Annotated in this window: 16 protein-coding genes; 7 read left to right on the forward strand and 9 right to left on the reverse strand. The window is 67.1% G+C overall.

Annotated features, from left to right (window positions below; translation table 11 throughout):
* Window positions 1-91 precede the first annotated feature (91 nt).
* Together sppA and ASE90_RS08945 are read left to right on the forward strand one after the other, a co-directional pair.
* Window positions 92-1,975, forward strand: a complete 1,884-nt coding sequence (sppA, locus tag ASE90_RS08940) for a signal peptide peptidase SppA (RefSeq protein ID WP_055998978.1) — start codon at window positions 92-94, stop codon at window positions 1,973-1,975.
* On the forward strand, window positions 1,972-2,535 hold the full coding sequence (locus ASE90_RS08945; RefSeq protein WP_055998980.1) for a GNAT family N-acetyltransferase: 564 nt from the start codon (window positions 1,972-1,974) through the stop codon (window positions 2,533-2,535). Before sppA ends, ASE90_RS08945 begins: the two co-directional genes overlap by 4 nt.
* Window positions 2,536-2,885: 350 nt before the next feature.
* Here ASE90_RS08945 and ASE90_RS08950 read toward each other — a convergent pair whose 3' ends face one another.
* Complete coding sequence (locus ASE90_RS08950; RefSeq protein ID WP_055998983.1) at window positions 2,886-3,515, reverse strand: trimeric intracellular cation channel family protein; 630 nt, start codon at window positions 3,513-3,515, stop codon at window positions 2,886-2,888.
* A gap of 177 nt (window positions 3,516-3,692) precedes the next feature.
* Here ASE90_RS08950 and ASE90_RS08955 point away from each other — a divergent pair, with 177 nt between their 5' ends.
* Window positions 3,693-4,349, forward strand: a complete 657-nt coding sequence (locus ASE90_RS08955; RefSeq protein WP_055998986.1) for a YoaK family protein — start codon at window positions 3,693-3,695, stop codon at window positions 4,347-4,349.
* A gap of 173 nt (window positions 4,350-4,522) precedes the next feature.
* Here ASE90_RS08955 and ASE90_RS08960 read toward each other — a convergent pair whose 3' ends face one another.
* Window positions 4,523-4,903 (reverse strand): response regulator, encoded by a 381-nt coding sequence (locus tag ASE90_RS08960; protein WP_055998989.1) that lies wholly within the window; start codon window positions 4,901-4,903, stop codon window positions 4,523-4,525.
* 41 nt (window positions 4,904-4,944) lie between these two features.
* Between ASE90_RS08960 and ASE90_RS08965 the strand changes: the two genes are divergently transcribed.
* From ASE90_RS08965 to ASE90_RS08980, 4 genes are all read left to right on the forward strand, one after another.
* A complete protein-coding gene (locus ASE90_RS08965; protein ID WP_055998992.1) occupies window positions 4,945-5,217 on the forward strand; it encodes a DUF3572 domain-containing protein in 273 nt (90 codons plus the stop codon).
* Window positions 5,214-5,837, forward strand: coding sequence for a hypothetical protein (locus ASE90_RS08970; protein ID WP_055998995.1), 624 nt, complete (start codon window positions 5,214-5,216; stop codon window positions 5,835-5,837). The genes ASE90_RS08965 and ASE90_RS08970 overlap by 4 nt, the downstream gene beginning before the upstream one ends.
* 32 nt (window positions 5,838-5,869) lie before the next feature.
* Window positions 5,870-6,334: a RidA family protein gene (locus ASE90_RS08975; protein WP_055998998.1), complete on the forward strand. Its 465-nt coding sequence runs from the start codon at window positions 5,870-5,872 to the stop codon at window positions 6,332-6,334.
* A gap of 225 nt (window positions 6,335-6,559) precedes the next feature.
* Window positions 6,560-7,393 (forward strand): TorF family putative porin, encoded by an 834-nt coding sequence (locus tag ASE90_RS08980; protein ID WP_055999001.1) that lies wholly within the window; start codon window positions 6,560-6,562, stop codon window positions 7,391-7,393.
* A gap of 373 nt (window positions 7,394-7,766) precedes the next feature.
* Here ASE90_RS08980 and ASE90_RS08985 read toward each other — a convergent pair whose 3' ends face one another.
* The 7 genes from ASE90_RS08985 to ASE90_RS09015 form a co-directional block, all read right to left on the reverse strand.
* Entirely contained in the window at window positions 7,767-8,168 is a 402-nt protein-coding gene (locus ASE90_RS08985; RefSeq protein WP_055999004.1) for a DUF3035 domain-containing protein, read from the reverse strand.
* Window positions 8,161-8,694, reverse strand: coding sequence for a signal peptidase II (gene lspA / locus ASE90_RS08990; RefSeq protein ID WP_321163779.1), 534 nt, complete (start codon window positions 8,692-8,694; stop codon window positions 8,161-8,163). The genes ASE90_RS08985 and lspA overlap by 8 nt, the downstream gene beginning before the upstream one ends.
* A complete protein-coding gene (ileS, locus tag ASE90_RS08995; protein WP_055999007.1) occupies window positions 8,664-11,612 on the reverse strand; it encodes an isoleucine--tRNA ligase in 2,949 nt (982 codons plus the stop codon). Before ileS ends, lspA begins: the two co-directional genes overlap by 31 nt.
* Window positions 11,613-12,066: 454 nt before the next feature.
* Window positions 12,067-12,993 (reverse strand): bifunctional riboflavin kinase/FAD synthetase, encoded by a 927-nt coding sequence (locus ASE90_RS09000; RefSeq protein WP_055999010.1) that lies wholly within the window; start codon window positions 12,991-12,993, stop codon window positions 12,067-12,069.
* Window positions 12,994-13,002: 9 nt separating this feature from the next.
* Complete coding sequence (locus tag ASE90_RS09005; RefSeq protein WP_055999012.1) at window positions 13,003-14,199, reverse strand: dipeptidase; 1,197 nt, start codon at window positions 14,197-14,199, stop codon at window positions 13,003-13,005.
* A 46-nt stretch (window positions 14,200-14,245) separates the two neighbouring features.
* Window positions 14,246-14,725 carry a dihydrofolate reductase gene (locus tag ASE90_RS09010; protein ID WP_055999015.1) on the reverse strand — a complete coding sequence of 160 codons (480 nt, stop codon included), beginning with the start codon at window positions 14,723-14,725 and terminating at the stop codon, window positions 14,246-14,248.
* On the reverse strand, window positions 14,722-15,516 hold the full coding sequence (locus tag ASE90_RS09015; protein WP_055999017.1) for a thymidylate synthase: 795 nt from the start codon (window positions 15,514-15,516) through the stop codon (window positions 14,722-14,724). The genes ASE90_RS09010 and ASE90_RS09015 overlap by 4 nt, the downstream gene beginning before the upstream one ends.
* Window positions 15,517-15,855: the final 339 nt, after the last annotated feature.

Consider the following 15,855-nt stretch of genomic DNA (forward strand, 5'->3'; position numbering starts at 1 on the left):
GGTCATCCCCAGGCTGCGTCGTCCCAAAATCTTCATTTACTCGCCCGGCCATCCGGCTATTTATCGCTAGACGATAAACGAAGGAATTGCCGTGAAACTGGTCCGGGGTGCGTGGAAGCTGCTGGTCGGGATCAAGGACGCACTGGTCCTGTTCCTGCTGCTGCTGTTCTTCGGCAGCCTGTTCGCTGCCCTGTCGACCCGGCCCAATACGCGGGTGACCGATGGCGCACTGTTGCTCGACCTGTCGGGATCGATCGTCGAGCAACCCGCCGAGACCGATCCGGTCGCGGTGCTGAGCGGCCAGCCGGTCGCCCAGCAATTGCGGCTGCGCGACGTGGTCCGCGCGCTCGATGCGGCAAAGGGCGATGCGCGGGTCAAGGTCGTCGTGCTCGACCTCGACAAATTCGCCGGCGGCTATCCGTCGACGCTGGCCGAGGTCGGCGATGCCGTGCGCCGCGTCCGCGACGCGGGCAAGCCGGTGCTGGCCTATGCCACGCTCTACACCGATGGCGGCTATCGCATCGCGTCGAACGCCAGCGAGATCTGGCAGAATCCGTTCGGCGGCACGCTGTTCCGCGGCCCCGGCGGGTCGCAGCCTTATTACAAGGCCCTGATCGACCGGCTGGGCGTCAACGCGCACGTCTACCGCGTCGGCCAGTTCAAGTCGGCGGTCGAACCCTTCACCCGCGCCGACCAGTCCGAACCGGCCCGCGCCGCCAATCAGGCGCTGTACGGCGCGATCTTCGACCAATGGCGCGCGGCGGTTCAAAAGGCGCGGCCCAAAGCGCAGCTCGACGCCTTCCTGACCCGCCCGGCGGAAACGGTGCAGGCGGCGGGCGGCGATATCGCGCAGGCCAATCTGCGCGGCGGGCTGATCGACCAGCTCGGCGACCGCATCGCGTTCGGCAAGCGCGTCGCGGCGCTGGGCGGTGAGGATGCGGGCAAGGCAGCGGGCAGTTTCCGCACGATCAAATATGACAACTGGCTGGCAGCGAACCCGGTCCCGACCGGCGGCGACGCAGTGGGCGTCATCACCGTCGCCGGCACGATCGTCGATGGCGAGGCGAAGGCCGGTACGGCGGGCGGCGACACCATCGCCAAGCTGCTGCTCGACGGGCTCGCCACCAAAAACCTCAAGGCACTGGTCGTCCGCGTCGATTCGCCGGGCGGATCGGTGCTGGCCTCCGAACGCATCCGGCAGGCGATCCTGCAGGCCAAGCAGGTCGCGAAGATCCCGGTCGTGGTGTCGATGGGCGGCCTTGCCGCATCGGGCGGCTATTGGGTGTCGACGCCGGGCGACGTGATCTTCGCCGAACCCAATACCATCACCGGGTCGATCGGCGTGTTCGGCGTCATCCCGACCTTCGAAAACACGCTGGCGAAGATCGGCGTCACTGCCGACGGCGTCGCCACCACCCCCTTGAGCGGCCAGCCCGACGTGATGCGCGGCACCAGCCCGGCCTTCGACGCGATCATGCAGGGCAATGTCGAGGATATCTATCGCCGCTTCACCGGCCTCGTCGCCACTTCGCGCAAGCTGACGCCGCAGCGCGTCGACCAGATCGGGCAGGGCCGGGTGTGGGACGGCGGCACCGCGCGCCAACTGGGCCTCGTCGACCGCTTCGGCAATCTGAACGATGCCGTCGCCGAGGCGGCCCGCCGTGCGAAGCTCGACCCGGCCAGTGCCCGAGCGGTCTATCTCGACCGCGAACCCAGCGCCTATGAAAAGCTGCTGAAAAGCTTCGCCGATCGGGAGAAGGGCGAGACGACCGATGCCGCCACCGACCTGCTCGGGGCTGCCGCGATCGAACAGCGCGCGTTGATGGCGCAGGCGCTGGGCGATGCCCGACGGATGCTGACCGCACGGACCGGCGTGCAGGCACGCTGCCTCGAATGCGCCGGGCTGGGACCGGTGACGGTGTCGGCGGACGATGCGTCGCTGCTCGACCTGATCGTGGCGCGGCTGTTCCGATGATCGCGATCCGTGCCGCCCGGCCTGAGGACGCCGCTGCGATCGCCGCGATCTATGCGCCCTATGTGCTGGGCGGCACGGTATCGTTCGAAACCGACGCCCCCGACACGCGCGCGATCCGCCACCGCATGGCCGCGAGCGACGGTTTCTATCCGTGGCTGGTCGCGACCACCGGGGAGGCGGGGGGCGATGCGGTGCTCGGCTATGCCTATGCGACGAAGTTCCGCGAGCGCCCGGCCTATCGCTATGTCGTCGAAACCTCGATCTACATGGCCGGCAGCGCGCAGCAGCGCGGGACCGGGCGGCTGTTGTACGAAGCGTTGATCGATACCCTGCGCGCGCAGGGGTTCACGCAGGCGATCGGCGTGCTGTCGCTGCCCAACGACGCCTCGATCACGCTGCACGAGGCGGTCGGCTTCCGCCGCGCCGGCGTGTACCGTGAGGTCGGGTTCAAACAGGGCCGCTGGATCGATGTCGGCTTCTGGCAATGCCGGCTGAACGACGGCACCGTGCCACCGACCGAACCCCGCCCGTTCCGCGATGTCGGCGTGGTACGGGGCTGAAGTTCGCCTCCCGACGGATCCACACCCACCCGTTCGGTTCGAGCAGCTTCGAGCTTGTCGAGAAGCGTCCGTCGAGAACGCGCCGCCTAAGGGCACCCCCTTCTCGACTACAGTTCTCGACAGGCTCGAACCTCCGCTCGAAGCAAACGGAAGGGGAAGGGAATGAGAAAAACGACTGCAACGGATCGGAAGACACCGGGCCCCATCAACGACCGTTCATGCCGAGTAGGGACTGAGCTTGTCGAAGGCCCGTATCGAAGCACCTGCCCCAAACGATCCTTCGATACGCCCCTTCGACAAGCGCAGGACTACTGAGGATAAGCGGAAACGGTCAAGAAACTTGGGGCCCCCTACCGCTTCCCCCGATACGCCGGCAACGCGATCCGGAACCGGATCGCCGCCCCGCGCAGCGCGAAGCCCGCCGTCGCCGCCGGCAGCGCCGCCACGAACGGCGGGAGTCCGCAAGCGACCAGCACGACATGCAGCCCCGCCGCCAGCGCCGCCGCCGTCACATACAGTTCCGGCCGCATCAGGATCGACGGTACGCCCGCCAGCACGTCGCGCAGGATGCCGCCGACGCACGCGGTCAGCACCCCCATCACCGCCGCCTGCAACGGTGGCACGCCATAGGTCAGCGCCTTGGCCGCGCCGAACACGCCGTACGCCGCCAACCCCGCCGCATCGAGCCAGTCGAGTGCCTTGTCGCGCCACCAGTGTTCGGGGGTGATCCATACCAGCATCGCCATGCCGACACAGATCGCCGCTACCGGCGATCCATGGACCCAGAAGACCGGTGCTCCGATCAACAGGTCGCGCACCGTGCCACCGCCGACTCCGGTGATCAGCGCGAAGAACGCCGCCGTGACGAACGTCTGCGCCGCCCGGGTCGCCGCCAGCGCCCCCGACGCCGCGAACACCGCGATACCGATCATGTCGAGCGCCCCGAGCATCTGCCCCAGCGCCTGCGGAGAAGGAACCATGGCGTCTCGCTAACGTACCGCAGGGGAAGAGTCCGTTTCAAAAGCATGCGGGCCGGTCGGTTTTTCTCGATCGTTCCTTGGTCGCCACGCCGGCACCGGTGCGTAAAGCCGATGGAGGTCGAGTCGGCCGCGCCCCGCCCTTGCCGCACCACCGCCCGATCGGGCAAAGGAACCGCCATGCGACGCCTGTCCTCCGCTGCCACGCTCACCACCGTCCTGCTGGCCACGCTGGCCGGTATCGTCGACGCGCTGGCGTTCAGCGGGCTGGGCGGCTTCTTCGCTTCGTTCATGAGCGGCAATTCGACGCGCTTCGGGGTCGGCCTCGCCCATGGCTGGGACTATGCGGCCGCGACGGCCGCCGCGCTGGTGTTGTCGTTCGTCGCCGGGGCGATGCTTGGCACCATCGCCGGCGCGGCAGCGGCCGAGCGGCTGGGGCAGGCGCGTCGGGCGGAGGCGGTGATGGGTGTCGTCACCCTGCTGCTCGCGATCGGCGCGGCGATGGCCACCTTTGCACCGCTGACGCTTGCCATGCTGCTGCTTGCCGCGGCGATGGGTGCGCAGAACGGCGTCGTCGCGCCCGATGGCGAGGTGCGGATCGGCCTCACCTATATGACCGGCACGCTGGTCCGCATCGGCCAGCGCGCCGCACGGCGGCTGCTCGGCGACCGCTCGGCGCCGGGGGTGCGTCGCGACGTTCTCCTGTGGCTGGGCTTCGTGGCGGGGGTGACGATCGGTGCGATCGGCTGGGGCTGGCTGGGGCTGGCGGCATTATGGGTCGTCGCCGCCCTGTCGGCGCTGCTGACGATGCTGGTCGCCCGCGTCGACCTGCGATAGCTGCCTGTCCCCGCCCTTTCCCCAATCCGTTCGGTTCGAGCAGCTTCGAGCCCGTCGAGAAGCGTCCGTCGAGAACTTGGTCGTTGGAGGCGCCCCCTTCTCGACTTCGGTTCTTGACAGGCTCGAACCTACGCTCGAAGCAAACGGGGGTAATGGGAGGAGAAAGCGGAACCCTAAGCCGCCCCCTCGGTCGGCAACAACCCGCGCACTTCGCCGATGAACCGCACCACCGAAATCGGTTTGGTCACATAGGCATTGGCCCCCGCACCGCGCACCCGGTCCTCGTCGTCGCGCCCCGAATAGGCGGTGACCGCCATGATCGGGATCGTCCGCAGCCGGCTATCGCCCTTCAGCATCGTGATGAGTTCGAGGCCGGTCATATGCGGCAGCTGGATATCGGTGATGATCAGGTCGGGCAGAAAGGCGCGCGCCCGCGTCACCGCCTCCCGCCCATCGCGCACCGGTTCGGTGTCGTACCCGTGCGCGCGCAACAGGTCGCAGAACAGTTTCAGGTTGAGTTCGTTGTCCTCGACAACGAGTACCCTTTTTGCCACGCGCGTTGCATCCCCTGATGGTTCCAACGACGGTGTAAGCGATGCGACAGCGCGAGACAAATCAAGACGCGGCAACCTTGGCGTTACAAGCACTTGGCTGGGTGATCGGCGATGCGACCCGTGCCTCGCGCTTCCTCGCGCTGACCGGCATCGACCCCGCCGATCTGCGCGCGCGGGCCGGTGAGCCGTCGTTTCTGGTGCAGGTCGTCGCCCATCTCGAATCCCATGAACCCGATCTGCTGGCCTGTGCCGATGCGCTGAATGTGCCGCCCGCGGCGTTGGTGCAGGCCCGCGCCGAACTGGAGACCGCATGAAACCGCTGCTCATCACCGATTGCGACGAAGTCCTGCTGCACATGGTTCGCCATTTCGGCACTTGGCTGAAGGATGCGCACGCGATCGATTTCCGCCTGCACGGGGGCGGCTTCGCCGAATCCATGACCCGCGCCGACGGTACGACGCTCGAACCGTTGGAGATGTGGGGAATGCTCGACGGGTTCTTCCCCGGCGAGATGGCGCGCCAGACGCTGGTACCGCATGCCCGCGAAGCGCTGGCGGTGCTCGCCGAACAGGCGGACATCGTCGTCTTGACCAACTTGCAGGATCATTGCCGCACCCACCGCATCGATCAGCTGGCAACGCACGGCATCGTCCACCGCGTCGAATGCAATCAGGGCGGCAAGGGCCCCCCGGTCGCGCGGCTGGTCGCGGAATATGATCCCAGCGTCACCGTGTTCGTCGACGACCTCGCCGTGCATCATCAATCGGTCGCCGACACCGCGCCGGACGTGTTCCGCCTGCACATGGTGTCCGAACCCGACCTCGCCGTCCATGTCCCGCCGGCCCCCGCCGCCCATGCCCGCATCGACGACTGGGTGGAGTCCAGGGGCTGGATCGAGGCACGGTTTGCCGAAGGACGCCCGGCACAGGCTTGACCTCGCCCCCGATCAACGAAAGGAACGCATCCATGGCATATGACATCCCCGCAAAGCTGGCCGAACGCGGCCTTTCGCTCCCCGCCGCCGCCGCCCCGGTCGCCGCCTATGTTCCGGCGGTCGAGGCCGGCGGGCTGCTCCACCTCTCGGGCCAGCTGCCGTTCGAGGACGGCAATCTGATGACCGGCCGCGCCGGCGAGGACCGCGACCTCGCCTATGCGACCAGCGCCGCGCAGAAGTGCGCACTGATGATCCTCGCCCAGGCCGAAAAGGCGCTGGGCAGCCTCGACCGCATCGAACGCGTCGTGAAGCTCGGCGTGTTCGTCAATTCGGCGGGCAGTTTCACCGACCAGCCAAAGGTCGCCAACGGCGCATCCGAACTGATGGTCGAACTGTTCGGCGACGCCGGCCGTCACGCCCGCAGCGCGGTCGGCGTGCCGGTCCTGCCGCTGGGTGCCGTGGTGGAGATCGACGCGATCCTCGCCATCCGCGCGTAAGCATCGAAACTCGTCCCCGAACGAGCGTTCCTCAACCGCCCGCTGTTGCGATCGCGCAACAGCGGGCGCGTCGTATCTGGCCTGTGCGCAATTCCGATTGTGCGGCGCGGTACGCTAGGACATATTCGATCGCAGAGCATCAGACCGCACGGGCCAGCAGGCCCACCGAATCGCGGCGACGTTCGAACGCAGGAGAATCACCACGGAACCTAGAAAGGGTTTACGATGCGATTCTCGATCATTCTCCCGGCCGCCATCCTGGCCGCCACCACCGCGATGCCCGCCATGGCGCAGGAAGAAACCGCGCCGCCCGCACCGATCACGATCAGCGGCAGCGCCGGCGTCACCTCCGACTATCGCTTTCGCGGCGTCTCGCAGAGCGACAAGAACGTCGCCGTTCAGGGCGGCATCACCATCGCCCATGACAGCGGCGTCTACATCGGCACCTGGGGTTCGAACCTCGCCGGCTGGGGCACGTTCGGCGGCGCGAACCTCGAACTCGATCTGATCGCGGGCTACAAGAAGACCTTCGGCACCGCGACCGTCGATGCCGGCGTCACCTGGTACACCTATCCGGGCGGTGCCGACGAAACCGACGTCGTCGAATTCTATGGCAAGCTGTCGGGCACCGCCGGTCCCGCCACGCTGACCGCAGGCGTCTTCTACGCCCCCAAGCAGACCTCGCTAGGGTACTTCACCGCCTCCCTCACGCCGCCGGTCGACGGTGACGGCAGCCGTCAGAAGAACCTGTACCTCTCGGGCGACGCCGCCGCCGGCGTGCCGTCGACGCCGGTCACGCTGAAGGCGCATATCGGCTATTCGGACGGCAACCCCGGCCTTGGCCCCAACGGCACCAGCCTTGCCCCGACCGGCAAATACTGGGACTGGCTGGTCGGCGCCGACTATACCTACAAGAACCTGACGCTGGGCGTCGCCTATGTCGACACCGACATCTCGCGCGCCGAATCGGCCTATATCCAGCCGAACTTCAGCAAGACCACGAACGGCAGCCCGATCGCCGCCAGCACGGTGGTGGTTTCGCTGACCGCGGCGTTCTGATCGGACGGCGTGAATCCGCCCGTTCGTCCTGAGTAGCCATTGAGCGAAGTCGAAATGCGTATCGAAGGAGCCGCCCCGCGGGTGCTTCGATACGCGTCTTCGACAAGCTCAGCCCCTACTCAGCACGAACGGGGAGGGGGCACCCAATCCGTTCGGTTCGAGCAGCTTCGAGCTTGTCGAGAAGCGTCTGTCGAGAACGCCCCGTTCGGGGCACTGCCTTCTCGACTTCGGTTCTCGGCAAGCCCGAACCTGCGCTCGAAGCAAACGGATAGGGAATGGGGGGCAAGACCCATGGCCCAAGGTCACGCAAACAGAAAAAGGCCGGCCGCCCGACAGGGCGACCGGCCTTTTCACTTGTGCGAACCCGCAACCCTTACGGCGTGGTCGTCCGCGCGCTCTGTCCGTCGCCGGCAGGGGCAGCGATGATGTCGCGGGTCGTCGACCCCTTGTCGACGACGTTGGTGCCGGGATCGGCCACGGCCGAACGGATGCCGGTATCGGCGTCGGCATTGCCCGCCTGCTCCAGCGTCAGCCGCTCGGTGGCGCTGCGCGGGGCCGGGCCGCCGAACAGCGCCTGCATCGCCTGTGTCGACGCGGCGGTGTCCTGCGGACGCGCGGCGCCCGGCTGCGGCGGCACCAGCGAATAATCGGGCGGGATCACCAGCGGTGCCTGCCGCGCGACCGCGAATTCGTCGGGGCGCGTCCGGTTGAGGGCATTGCCCTGACACCCGGCAAGGATCAGGCCCAGGCTGCCGAGAACGATGAACTTACGCATTGGCCTTCTCCACAGGAACGTCGGTTTTCGGCTCTCGGGTGAACAATGCCCGGATGAGCAGGATCACGACGCCGATCGAAATCGCCGCATCGGCGAGGTTGAATACCATGAACAGGCTGTACCCGAAAACGTGCAGGTCGGCATAATCGACGACATAGCCGAACCGGATGCGGTCGACGATATTGCCCAGCGCCCCGCCGAGGACCAGCCCCAGCCCGATCAACTCGGGCTTCTGCGTCTCGCGCCGGATCCACACCGCCACACCGGTCGCGATCAGCGCGGTCATCGCCACCAGCGCCCAGCGCGCGGTATCGCTGCCCGCCTGCAACAGCCCCAGCGAGACGCCGAAATTCTGCACGAAGCGCAGCGTGAAGATCGGCAGCACGTTCAGCTCGGCACCCGGATAGTCGATGCCCATCGGCCCGGTGACCCAGTATTTCACGAGTTGGTCGAACGCGAAGACGGCCAGCGCGATGACGATCGCGACCTTGCGCATCACGCCACCACCGCTGCACAGCGCCCGCACAGGTCGCCGTCGGTCGCCACGTCGGGCAAATGCCGCCAGCAGCGTCCACACTTCGCTTCTTCGGTCCGGGTCACCGCGATCTCGCCATCGCCTGCCGCGACCTTCGCCACGATGAATAGCTCGGCCAGCTCGTCGGCCGGCAGGGGCAGCGCCGGCACGATCACCTCCGCCTCCAGACTCGACCGCACTGTCTTCGCGCGGCGCAACGGCTCGATCGCCTCGGTGACCTGCTGGCGCAGCCGGCGGACATCGGCCCATTCGGTGCCGAGCGGCTGATCGGCGGGCAGCGGCGGCATTTCGGGCCATTCAAGCAGATGCACCGACCCGTCCTCGCTCGGGAACCGCGCCTGCCACACCTCTTCGGCGGTGAACGCGAGGATCGGCGCGGCATAGCGGACCAGCGCGTGGAACAGTATGTCGAGCACCGTCCGGTACGCCCGCCGCCGCACGTCGTCGGGCGCGTCGCAATAGAGCGAATCCTTGCGGATATCGAAGAAGAACGCCGACAGATCCTCGTTCGCGAAATCGGTCAGCGCGCGGGCATAGCGATTGAACTCGAACGCTTCCGCCGCACTGCGCAACTCGGTGTCCAACTGCCCCAGCAGGTGCAGGACATAGCGTTCCAGCCCCGGCATCTCCGCCACCGGCACCCGCTCGTCCTCGCTAAACCCGTCGAGCGCGCCCAGCATGTAGCGGAAGGTATTGCGCAGCTTGCGATAGGTATCGCCGGTGCCGGCCAGCACTTCCTTGCCGATCCGCACATCCTCGAAATAATCGGTCTGCGCGACCCACAGCCGCAGGATGTCCGCGCCCGACTCGCCGATCACCTTTAACGGATCGACGACATTGCCGAGCGATTTCGACATTTTCCGGCCATTGCCGTCCAGCGCGAAGCCGTGGGTCAGCACCGCGTCATACGGCGCGTGTCCGCGCGTCCCGCAGCTTTCGAGCAGCGACGACTGGAACCAGCCGCGATGCTGGTCCGACCCTTCGAGATACAGGTTCGCGCGGGTGCCCGCCCCGAATCGCTTCTCGATGGTGAAGACATGGGTGCAGCCCGAATCGAACCACACGTCGAGAATGTCGGTCACGACCTCATAATCGGCGAGGGCATGGTCCGGCCCCAGCAGCGCCTGATGATCGGCCGCATACCACGCATCGGCCCCGCCCTCGCGAAACGCGGTCAGGATGCGGTCGTTCACCGCTTCGTCGCGCAGATAGTCGCCGGTCACGCGGTTGACGTACAGCGCGATCGGCACGCCCCACGCCCGTTGGCGGCTGATGACCCAGTCGGGCCGCCCCGACACCATCGCCCCGATCCGGTTGCGCCCCTTCTCCGGCACGAACCTCGTCCGCTCGATCGCGTCCATCGCGATTTCGCGAAGCGTGGCGCCGTTGCTCTCCCTCTCCCCTCCAGGGGAGAGGGCCGGGGAGAGGGGAAGTGCGGAAAGGTTCGTTACATCCAGCAGCGGATCGCCACTGGCCGACGGCGCTGTTCCAGCGCCGACCTTCGCGCTGCGACCTGCCCCCGGCAGGTCACTGTTCGCGCTGCGGTCCATCGGGATAAACCACTGCGGCGTCGCGCGGAAAATGACCTTCGCCTTCGACCGCCAGCTATGCGGATAGCTATGCGCAAAGTCATCCGACGCCGCCAGCAGCGCGCCGCTCAAGCGCAGGTCGCGACAGATCGGCCCTTCCTCCAGCTTGCCGCCCCGCCCGGCGGCGACGAATTTCGGGTTGATGACGCTGCCTTCACCGCCCAGCCACGCCCAGTCGTCGCGATACCGCCCATCGCCCTGCACCGCGAACACCGGCTCAATGCCGTGGCGCTTGCACAGCTCGAAATCGTCCTCGCCATGATCGGGTGCCATGTGAACTAGACCGGTACCGGCATCGGTAGTTACGAAGTCGCCCGGCAGGAAAGGGCGGGGTTTTGCAAAGAAGCCGCCGCTTGTGTGCATCGGGTGGCGAGCGGTCGCGCCGGCAAGGTCGGAGCCTTTACCTGACCAAACGATCGTCCAGCCGGAACCGTTCGAAAGCCATGGGCTACTGCCATATCGGCCCAGAGCCGACGCAATCAATTCCGTAGCCAGCACGTACACTCGATCGCCGGCACGAACGGCCGAATACTTGACCTCCGGCCCATAGGCCAAAGCCTGATTGACCGGAATCGTCCACGGCGTCGTCGTCCAGATCACCGCATGTGCGCCGACCAGCTCCGGCGCATTCGGCGCGTCGACGATCTCGAACGCCACGTCGATCTGCGTCGACACGACATCCTCATATTCGACCTCGGCCTCGGCCAGCGCGGTCTTTTCGACCGGCGACCACATCACCGGCTTGGCCCCGCGATACAGCTGGCCGGACATGGCGAACTTCAACAATTCCTCGGCGATGGTCGCCTCGGCGTCGAACTTCATGGTGAGGTACGGGTCGTCCCAGTCGCCCATGATGCCCAGCCGCTGGAACTGGCCCTTCTGCACCTCGACCCATTTGGCGGCATAGGCGCGGCATTCGGCGCGGAACTCGGCCGGGGGGACCTCGTCCTTGTTGCGCTTCTTGGCGCGATAGGCTTCCTCGATCTTCCATTCGATCGGCAGGCCGTGACAGTCCCATCCCGGGATGTACGGCGCATCCTTGCCCATCAGCGACTGGGTGCGGACGACGATGTCCTTCAGCACCTTGTTCATCGCATGGCCCATATGGATGTCGCCATTGGCGTAGGGCGGGCCGTCATGCAGCAGGAACCGCTCGCGTCCCGCCCGCTCGGCGCGCAGCCGCTCGTACAGCCCGATCTTCGCCCAGCGATCGAGGATCGCCGGTTCCTTGGCGGCAAGGCCGGCCTTCATCGGGAAGTCGGTCTTCGGCAGGAAGACGGTGTCGCGCCAGTCGCGCGTGGGTTCGGGCGTATCGGTCATAGGAATGCCCGCGATTAGCCCAAGCCGCGCCGCTACGCCAGCGGCTCCTGTCGCGGCGATAGCGGCGCTTTCCTACACGCGACCGACCGGTCAGGATGGTGGCTTCTTTGCATCGTCGATCCCCGCTGCACCGGGTTCGAAAGTGCAGAAGAAAAATGGTTCACGCGAAGGCGCGAAGGCGCGGAGGAGGTTTCGTTCCGGGTGGTCGCCCGCGATCGGAAGACGCTGCGTCCGCTGCAACGCCGATCGAGGCCGCTGGCGCGGATGCCCTCACCCGGAACGCAACACCTTCGCGTCTCCGCGCCTTCGCGTGAACCAATCTCTTCTTCCAAACGCCACCGGCACCAACTTCCGCGCCCGAAGGTAACGATTCGACTCACTAAGCCATTGAAAACACAAAAACGAACAGCCCGAACGATACCAAGAACCGTGTCACCTTCGCCAACTTCCGCCGCTACCCCAGCACCGCCCGCGCGCGCTCGCAATCCAGCGCCATCTGCACCTTCAACGCATCGAGCGACTCGAACTTCGCCTCCGCCCGCAGATAGTCGATCAACGCGACCTCGATCGTCTGACCGTACAGATCGCCCAAGAAATCAAAGAAATACGGCTCCAGCAATTCGATCGGTTCGCCCGCGATCGTCGGCCGGATACCCAGATTCGCCGCGCCCTTCAGCACCCGTCCATCGGGCAGCCGCCCGGTCACCGCATAGATGCCATAGGCCGGGCGCAGATACTTGCCCATCGACAGGTTGGCGGTCGGATAGCCAAGTTGCCGCCCCAGCTGCGCACCCGGCTCGACCCTCCCCTCGACCGCGAACGGCCGGGTCAGCATCGCCGCCGCCTCGCGCGGACGCCCTTCGCGCAAGCAATCGCGGATGCGCGACGACGACACCACCGCCTGTCCGTCACCGACCGGCGCGACCGTTTCGGCGGTGAAGCCTTGGGCGTAGCCCAGCGCCTTCAGCACGCCGACGTCACCGCCGCGCCCTTTGCCAAAGGTGAAGTCGGTGCCGGTCACCACCCCGGCCGCCCCCACCATCGCCGCCAGCCGTTCGACCGCGAACGCCTCCGCCGACAACCCGGCCAGCGCCGCATCGAAGGCGAAGACCAGCATCGCATTGGCCCCGGCGGCGGCGAACAACCGCTCGCGCTGGTCGAGATTGGTCAGCCGGAACGGCGGCAGATGCGGCTGGAAATACCGGCGCGGATGCGGGTCGAACGTCGCGACGATCGCCGGTCGCCCCTCGGCCCGCGCGCGTGCGACGACGCGGGCGACCACCGCCTGGTGCCCGGCATGAAAGCCGTCGAAATTGCCGAGCGCGACGATCCCCCCGCGCATCGCCGCCGGAATCGCCGCGCCTCCGTCGAGACGCTGCATCGCCGCCCCCTAGCGTCCGGCGGCTTCGTGCGAAAGGGGCTGCATGCCGGCGCGCAATACGCGCAACGCATTGCCGCCCATCACCTTGTCGATCTCGCCCTGGTTCAGCCCCGCCTTTTGCAGCGCCTCGGCAACCAATCCGACCCATGCGGTGTCGAAGCCGGTCGTCACCGCCCCGTCGAAATCGGACCCCAGCGCGACATGATCGATCCCGGCGACGTCGCGGACATGGACGATGGCGCGGGCGATCGCGGCCGGATCGGTCGAACACACCGCGCCCGGCCAATAGCCGATGCCGACGATCCCGCCGGTCCGGGCGATGCCCCGCACCTCGGCATCGGTCAGGTTGCGGTTGATTTTGCACGTCGCCTGCACCCCGCCATGGCTCGACACCACCGGCCGCCGCGCGACCGCCAGCACCTCGGCCAGCGTGGCATGGCTGGCATGGGCGACATCGACGATCATCCCCATCGTCTCCATCCGCGCGACCACCTGCCGCCCGAACGAGGTCAGCCCGCGCTTCGCCTCGCCGTGCATCGATCCGGCGACCTCATTGTCGTAGAAATGGGTCAGCCCCGCCATCCGGAACCCGCTGCGATACAGCCGGTCGAGATTGCCGAGATTCCCCTCCAGCCCGTTCAGCCCCTCGACCGACAGCATCCCCCCGACCGGCCGCACCGGCCCGCCGGCCGCGCGTGCCGCCAGCAGCGCGTCGAGGCCCGCTGGCGTGGTCACCACCCGCAACTGTCCGCCCGACGCCCGCGCCGCCCGCCGCAGCCGCGTGGCATGCCATAGCGACCGGTTGAGCAGCGACCCCCAGGTTCGCACCGGCTGCAACTGCGCGATCACCAGCGGGGTGATATTGTCGCTGTCGCCGTCATTGGCCTCGTAATTCTGCCCGCGCGGCGTCTTCGTCACCGATGAAAAAATCTGGAGCGTGACATTGCCCTCCTGCAATCGCGGCAGGTCGACCTGCCCGCGCGTCGCCCGCGTCAGCAGATCGCGCGACCACAGTAGCGTGTCGGCATGCAGGTCGACGATCGGGCCGGCAAAGCTTGGGCGGGGCGGGGTCGCGATCCGTTTGGCCAGCGCCGCCGACGGCTCGACCTTGTTCATCGATCGCTCGACGATGCCCGGCACCAGCGCGAAAAAGGCAGCCGCCAGCACCGCCAGCAACGCGACGCCCCACCAAACCGCCTTACGCATCCGTCGTTTAACCCCTGCGGTGCCGGATTCGGCACCGACCTGTCCCTTACGCGGTCGGGGCCGGACGGAGCAATGTGACGAAGCTGTAGGCCGGACGATCTCCCTCGGCACTGTGCTCCTCGCGCCACGCCTCGACCCAGCCGGTGAACGGCGGGACGATCGCGTCACCCGCCGGGCTGGCATGGACCTCGGTCACTTCGACCCGCTCGATCCGGGGCAGCAGCAGCGCGAAGATCTCCGCGCCGCCGATCACTGCGGCATCCGGTCCGGCCAGCGCCAGCGCCGCGTCGGGATCGTGCGCGACCTCCGCCCCCGCTGCCTGCCACCCCGGCGAGCGGGTCAGCACGATATGCCGGCGGCCGGGCAGCGGCGACGGAAAGCTCTCGAACGTCTTGCGGCCCATCACCATCGCCCGACCCATCGTCAGCGCCTTGAACCGCTTCAGATCGGCCGGCAGGTGCCAAGGGAGCCCGCCGTCGACGCCGATCACGCCATTGTCGGCGCGGGCGAGGATCGCATCGATCATATCGCCACCGCCGCTTTGATATGCGGTTGCGCAACATACTCGTGCAGTACGAAATCCTCGAGCGCGTAGCCGTCGATCGCGTCGGGCCGCCGCGCGATCTCCAGCCGGGGCAGCGCGCCGGGCGTCCGCGTCAGCTGCTCGCGCGCCTGATCGAGATGGTTTTCGTACAGATGGCAATCGCCGCCGGTCCAGATGAACTCGCCTACGCCCAAATCGCATTGCTGCGCGAGCATATGGGTCAACAGCGCATAGCTGGCGATATTGAACGGCACGCCGAGGAAGATGTCGGCGCTACGTTGATACAGCTGCAACGACAGCTTGCCATTGGCGACATGGGTCTGGAACAGGCAGTGGCAGGGCGACAGCGCCATCGCGTGCACCTCGCCCGGATTCCACGCGGTCACGATCTGCCGGCGCGAGGCGGGGTTGGTGCGGATCGTCGCGATCAGCTCCGCGATCTGGTCGATATGCCGCCCGTCCGCCGCCTTCCAGTCGCGCCATTGCTTGCCGTAAACCGGGCCGAGATCGCCATTTGCATCGGCCCATTCGTCCCAGATGCTCACCCGCTGCTCCTGCAACCACCGCACATTGGTGTCGCCGCGCAGGAACCACAGCAATTCGATGATGATCGAGCGCAGATGCAGTTTTTTGGTCGTCAGCGCCGGAAAGCCGGCGGACAGGTCGAAGCGCATCTGGTGCCCGAACACCGACCGGGTGCCGACTCCGGTGCGGTCGTCGGTCGGCACGCCATGGTCTAGGGCGCGCTGCATCAGGTCGAGATAGGGTGTCATAAGCGCCGTCTTTAGGCCGCAAAACAGGGGAAGGAAACGGGTTCACGCGAAGGCGCGAAGACGCGGAGGAGTTGCGCTTGCTGCACCGTCCCCCGCGCCAGCGGCCACATTCCAGGCTGCCAGCGGGCGAACTGGTAGCGCTGACGCGCATCAGCACCAGCAAGCGCACCCCCTCCGCGTCTTCGCGCCTTCGCGTGAACCCCTTTCTGCTTTTTCCCCCCGCCGATGAAACACAAAAAAAGGGCCGATGCGTTTCCGCACCGGCCCAGGGGTTTTCCGCAGGAGGAAAGTGGTGACCGGACGGCAGGGGACTAGGCCGCCGCCCGGAAGAGGAGAAAC

The sequence above is a fragment of the Sphingomonas sp. Leaf67 genome (assembly GCF_001421965.1).
GTDB lineage: Bacteria > Pseudomonadota > Alphaproteobacteria > Sphingomonadales > Sphingomonadaceae > Sphingomonas.

Bases quoted from the DNA above. Each gene is read 5' to 3' on its own strand.
- ASE90_RS08945 (WP_055998980.1), top strand. From the start codon at position 1,972: ATGATCGCGATCCGTGCCGCCCGGCCTGAGGACGCCGCTGCGATCGCC.
- ASE90_RS08950 (WP_055998983.1), bottom strand. From the start codon at position 3,515: ATGGTTCCTTCTCCGCAGGCGCTGGGGCAGATGCTCGGGGCGCTCGAC.
- ASE90_RS08955 (WP_055998986.1), top strand. From the start codon at position 3,693: ATGCGACGCCTGTCCTCCGCTGCCACGCTCACCACCGTCCTGCTGGCC.
- ASE90_RS08965 (WP_055998992.1), top strand. From the start codon at position 4,945: ATGCGACAGCGCGAGACAAATCAAGACGCGGCAACCTTGGCGTTACAA.
- ASE90_RS08970 (WP_055998995.1), top strand. From the start codon at position 5,214: ATGAAACCGCTGCTCATCACCGATTGCGACGAAGTCCTGCTGCACATG.
- ASE90_RS08975 (WP_055998998.1), top strand. From the start codon at position 5,870: ATGGCATATGACATCCCCGCAAAGCTGGCCGAACGCGGCCTTTCGCTC.
- ASE90_RS08980 (WP_055999001.1), top strand. From the start codon at position 6,560: ATGCGATTCTCGATCATTCTCCCGGCCGCCATCCTGGCCGCCACCACC.
- ASE90_RS08985 (WP_055999004.1), bottom strand. From the start codon at position 8,168: ATGCGTAAGTTCATCGTTCTCGGCAGCCTGGGCCTGATCCTTGCCGGG.
- ileS (WP_055999007.1), bottom strand. From the start codon at position 11,612: ATGACCGATACGCCCGAACCCACGCGCGACTGGCGCGACACCGTCTTC.
- ASE90_RS09000 (WP_055999010.1), bottom strand. From the start codon at position 12,993: ATGCAGCGTCTCGACGGAGGCGCGGCGATTCCGGCGGCGATGCGCGGG.
- ASE90_RS09005 (WP_055999012.1), bottom strand. From the start codon at position 14,199: ATGCGTAAGGCGGTTTGGTGGGGCGTCGCGTTGCTGGCGGTGCTGGCG.
- ASE90_RS09010 (WP_055999015.1), bottom strand. From the start codon at position 14,725: ATGATCGATGCGATCCTCGCCCGCGCCGACAATGGCGTGATCGGCGTC.
- ASE90_RS09015 (WP_055999017.1), bottom strand. From the start codon at position 15,516: ATGACACCCTATCTCGACCTGATGCAGCGCGCCCTAGACCATGGCGTG.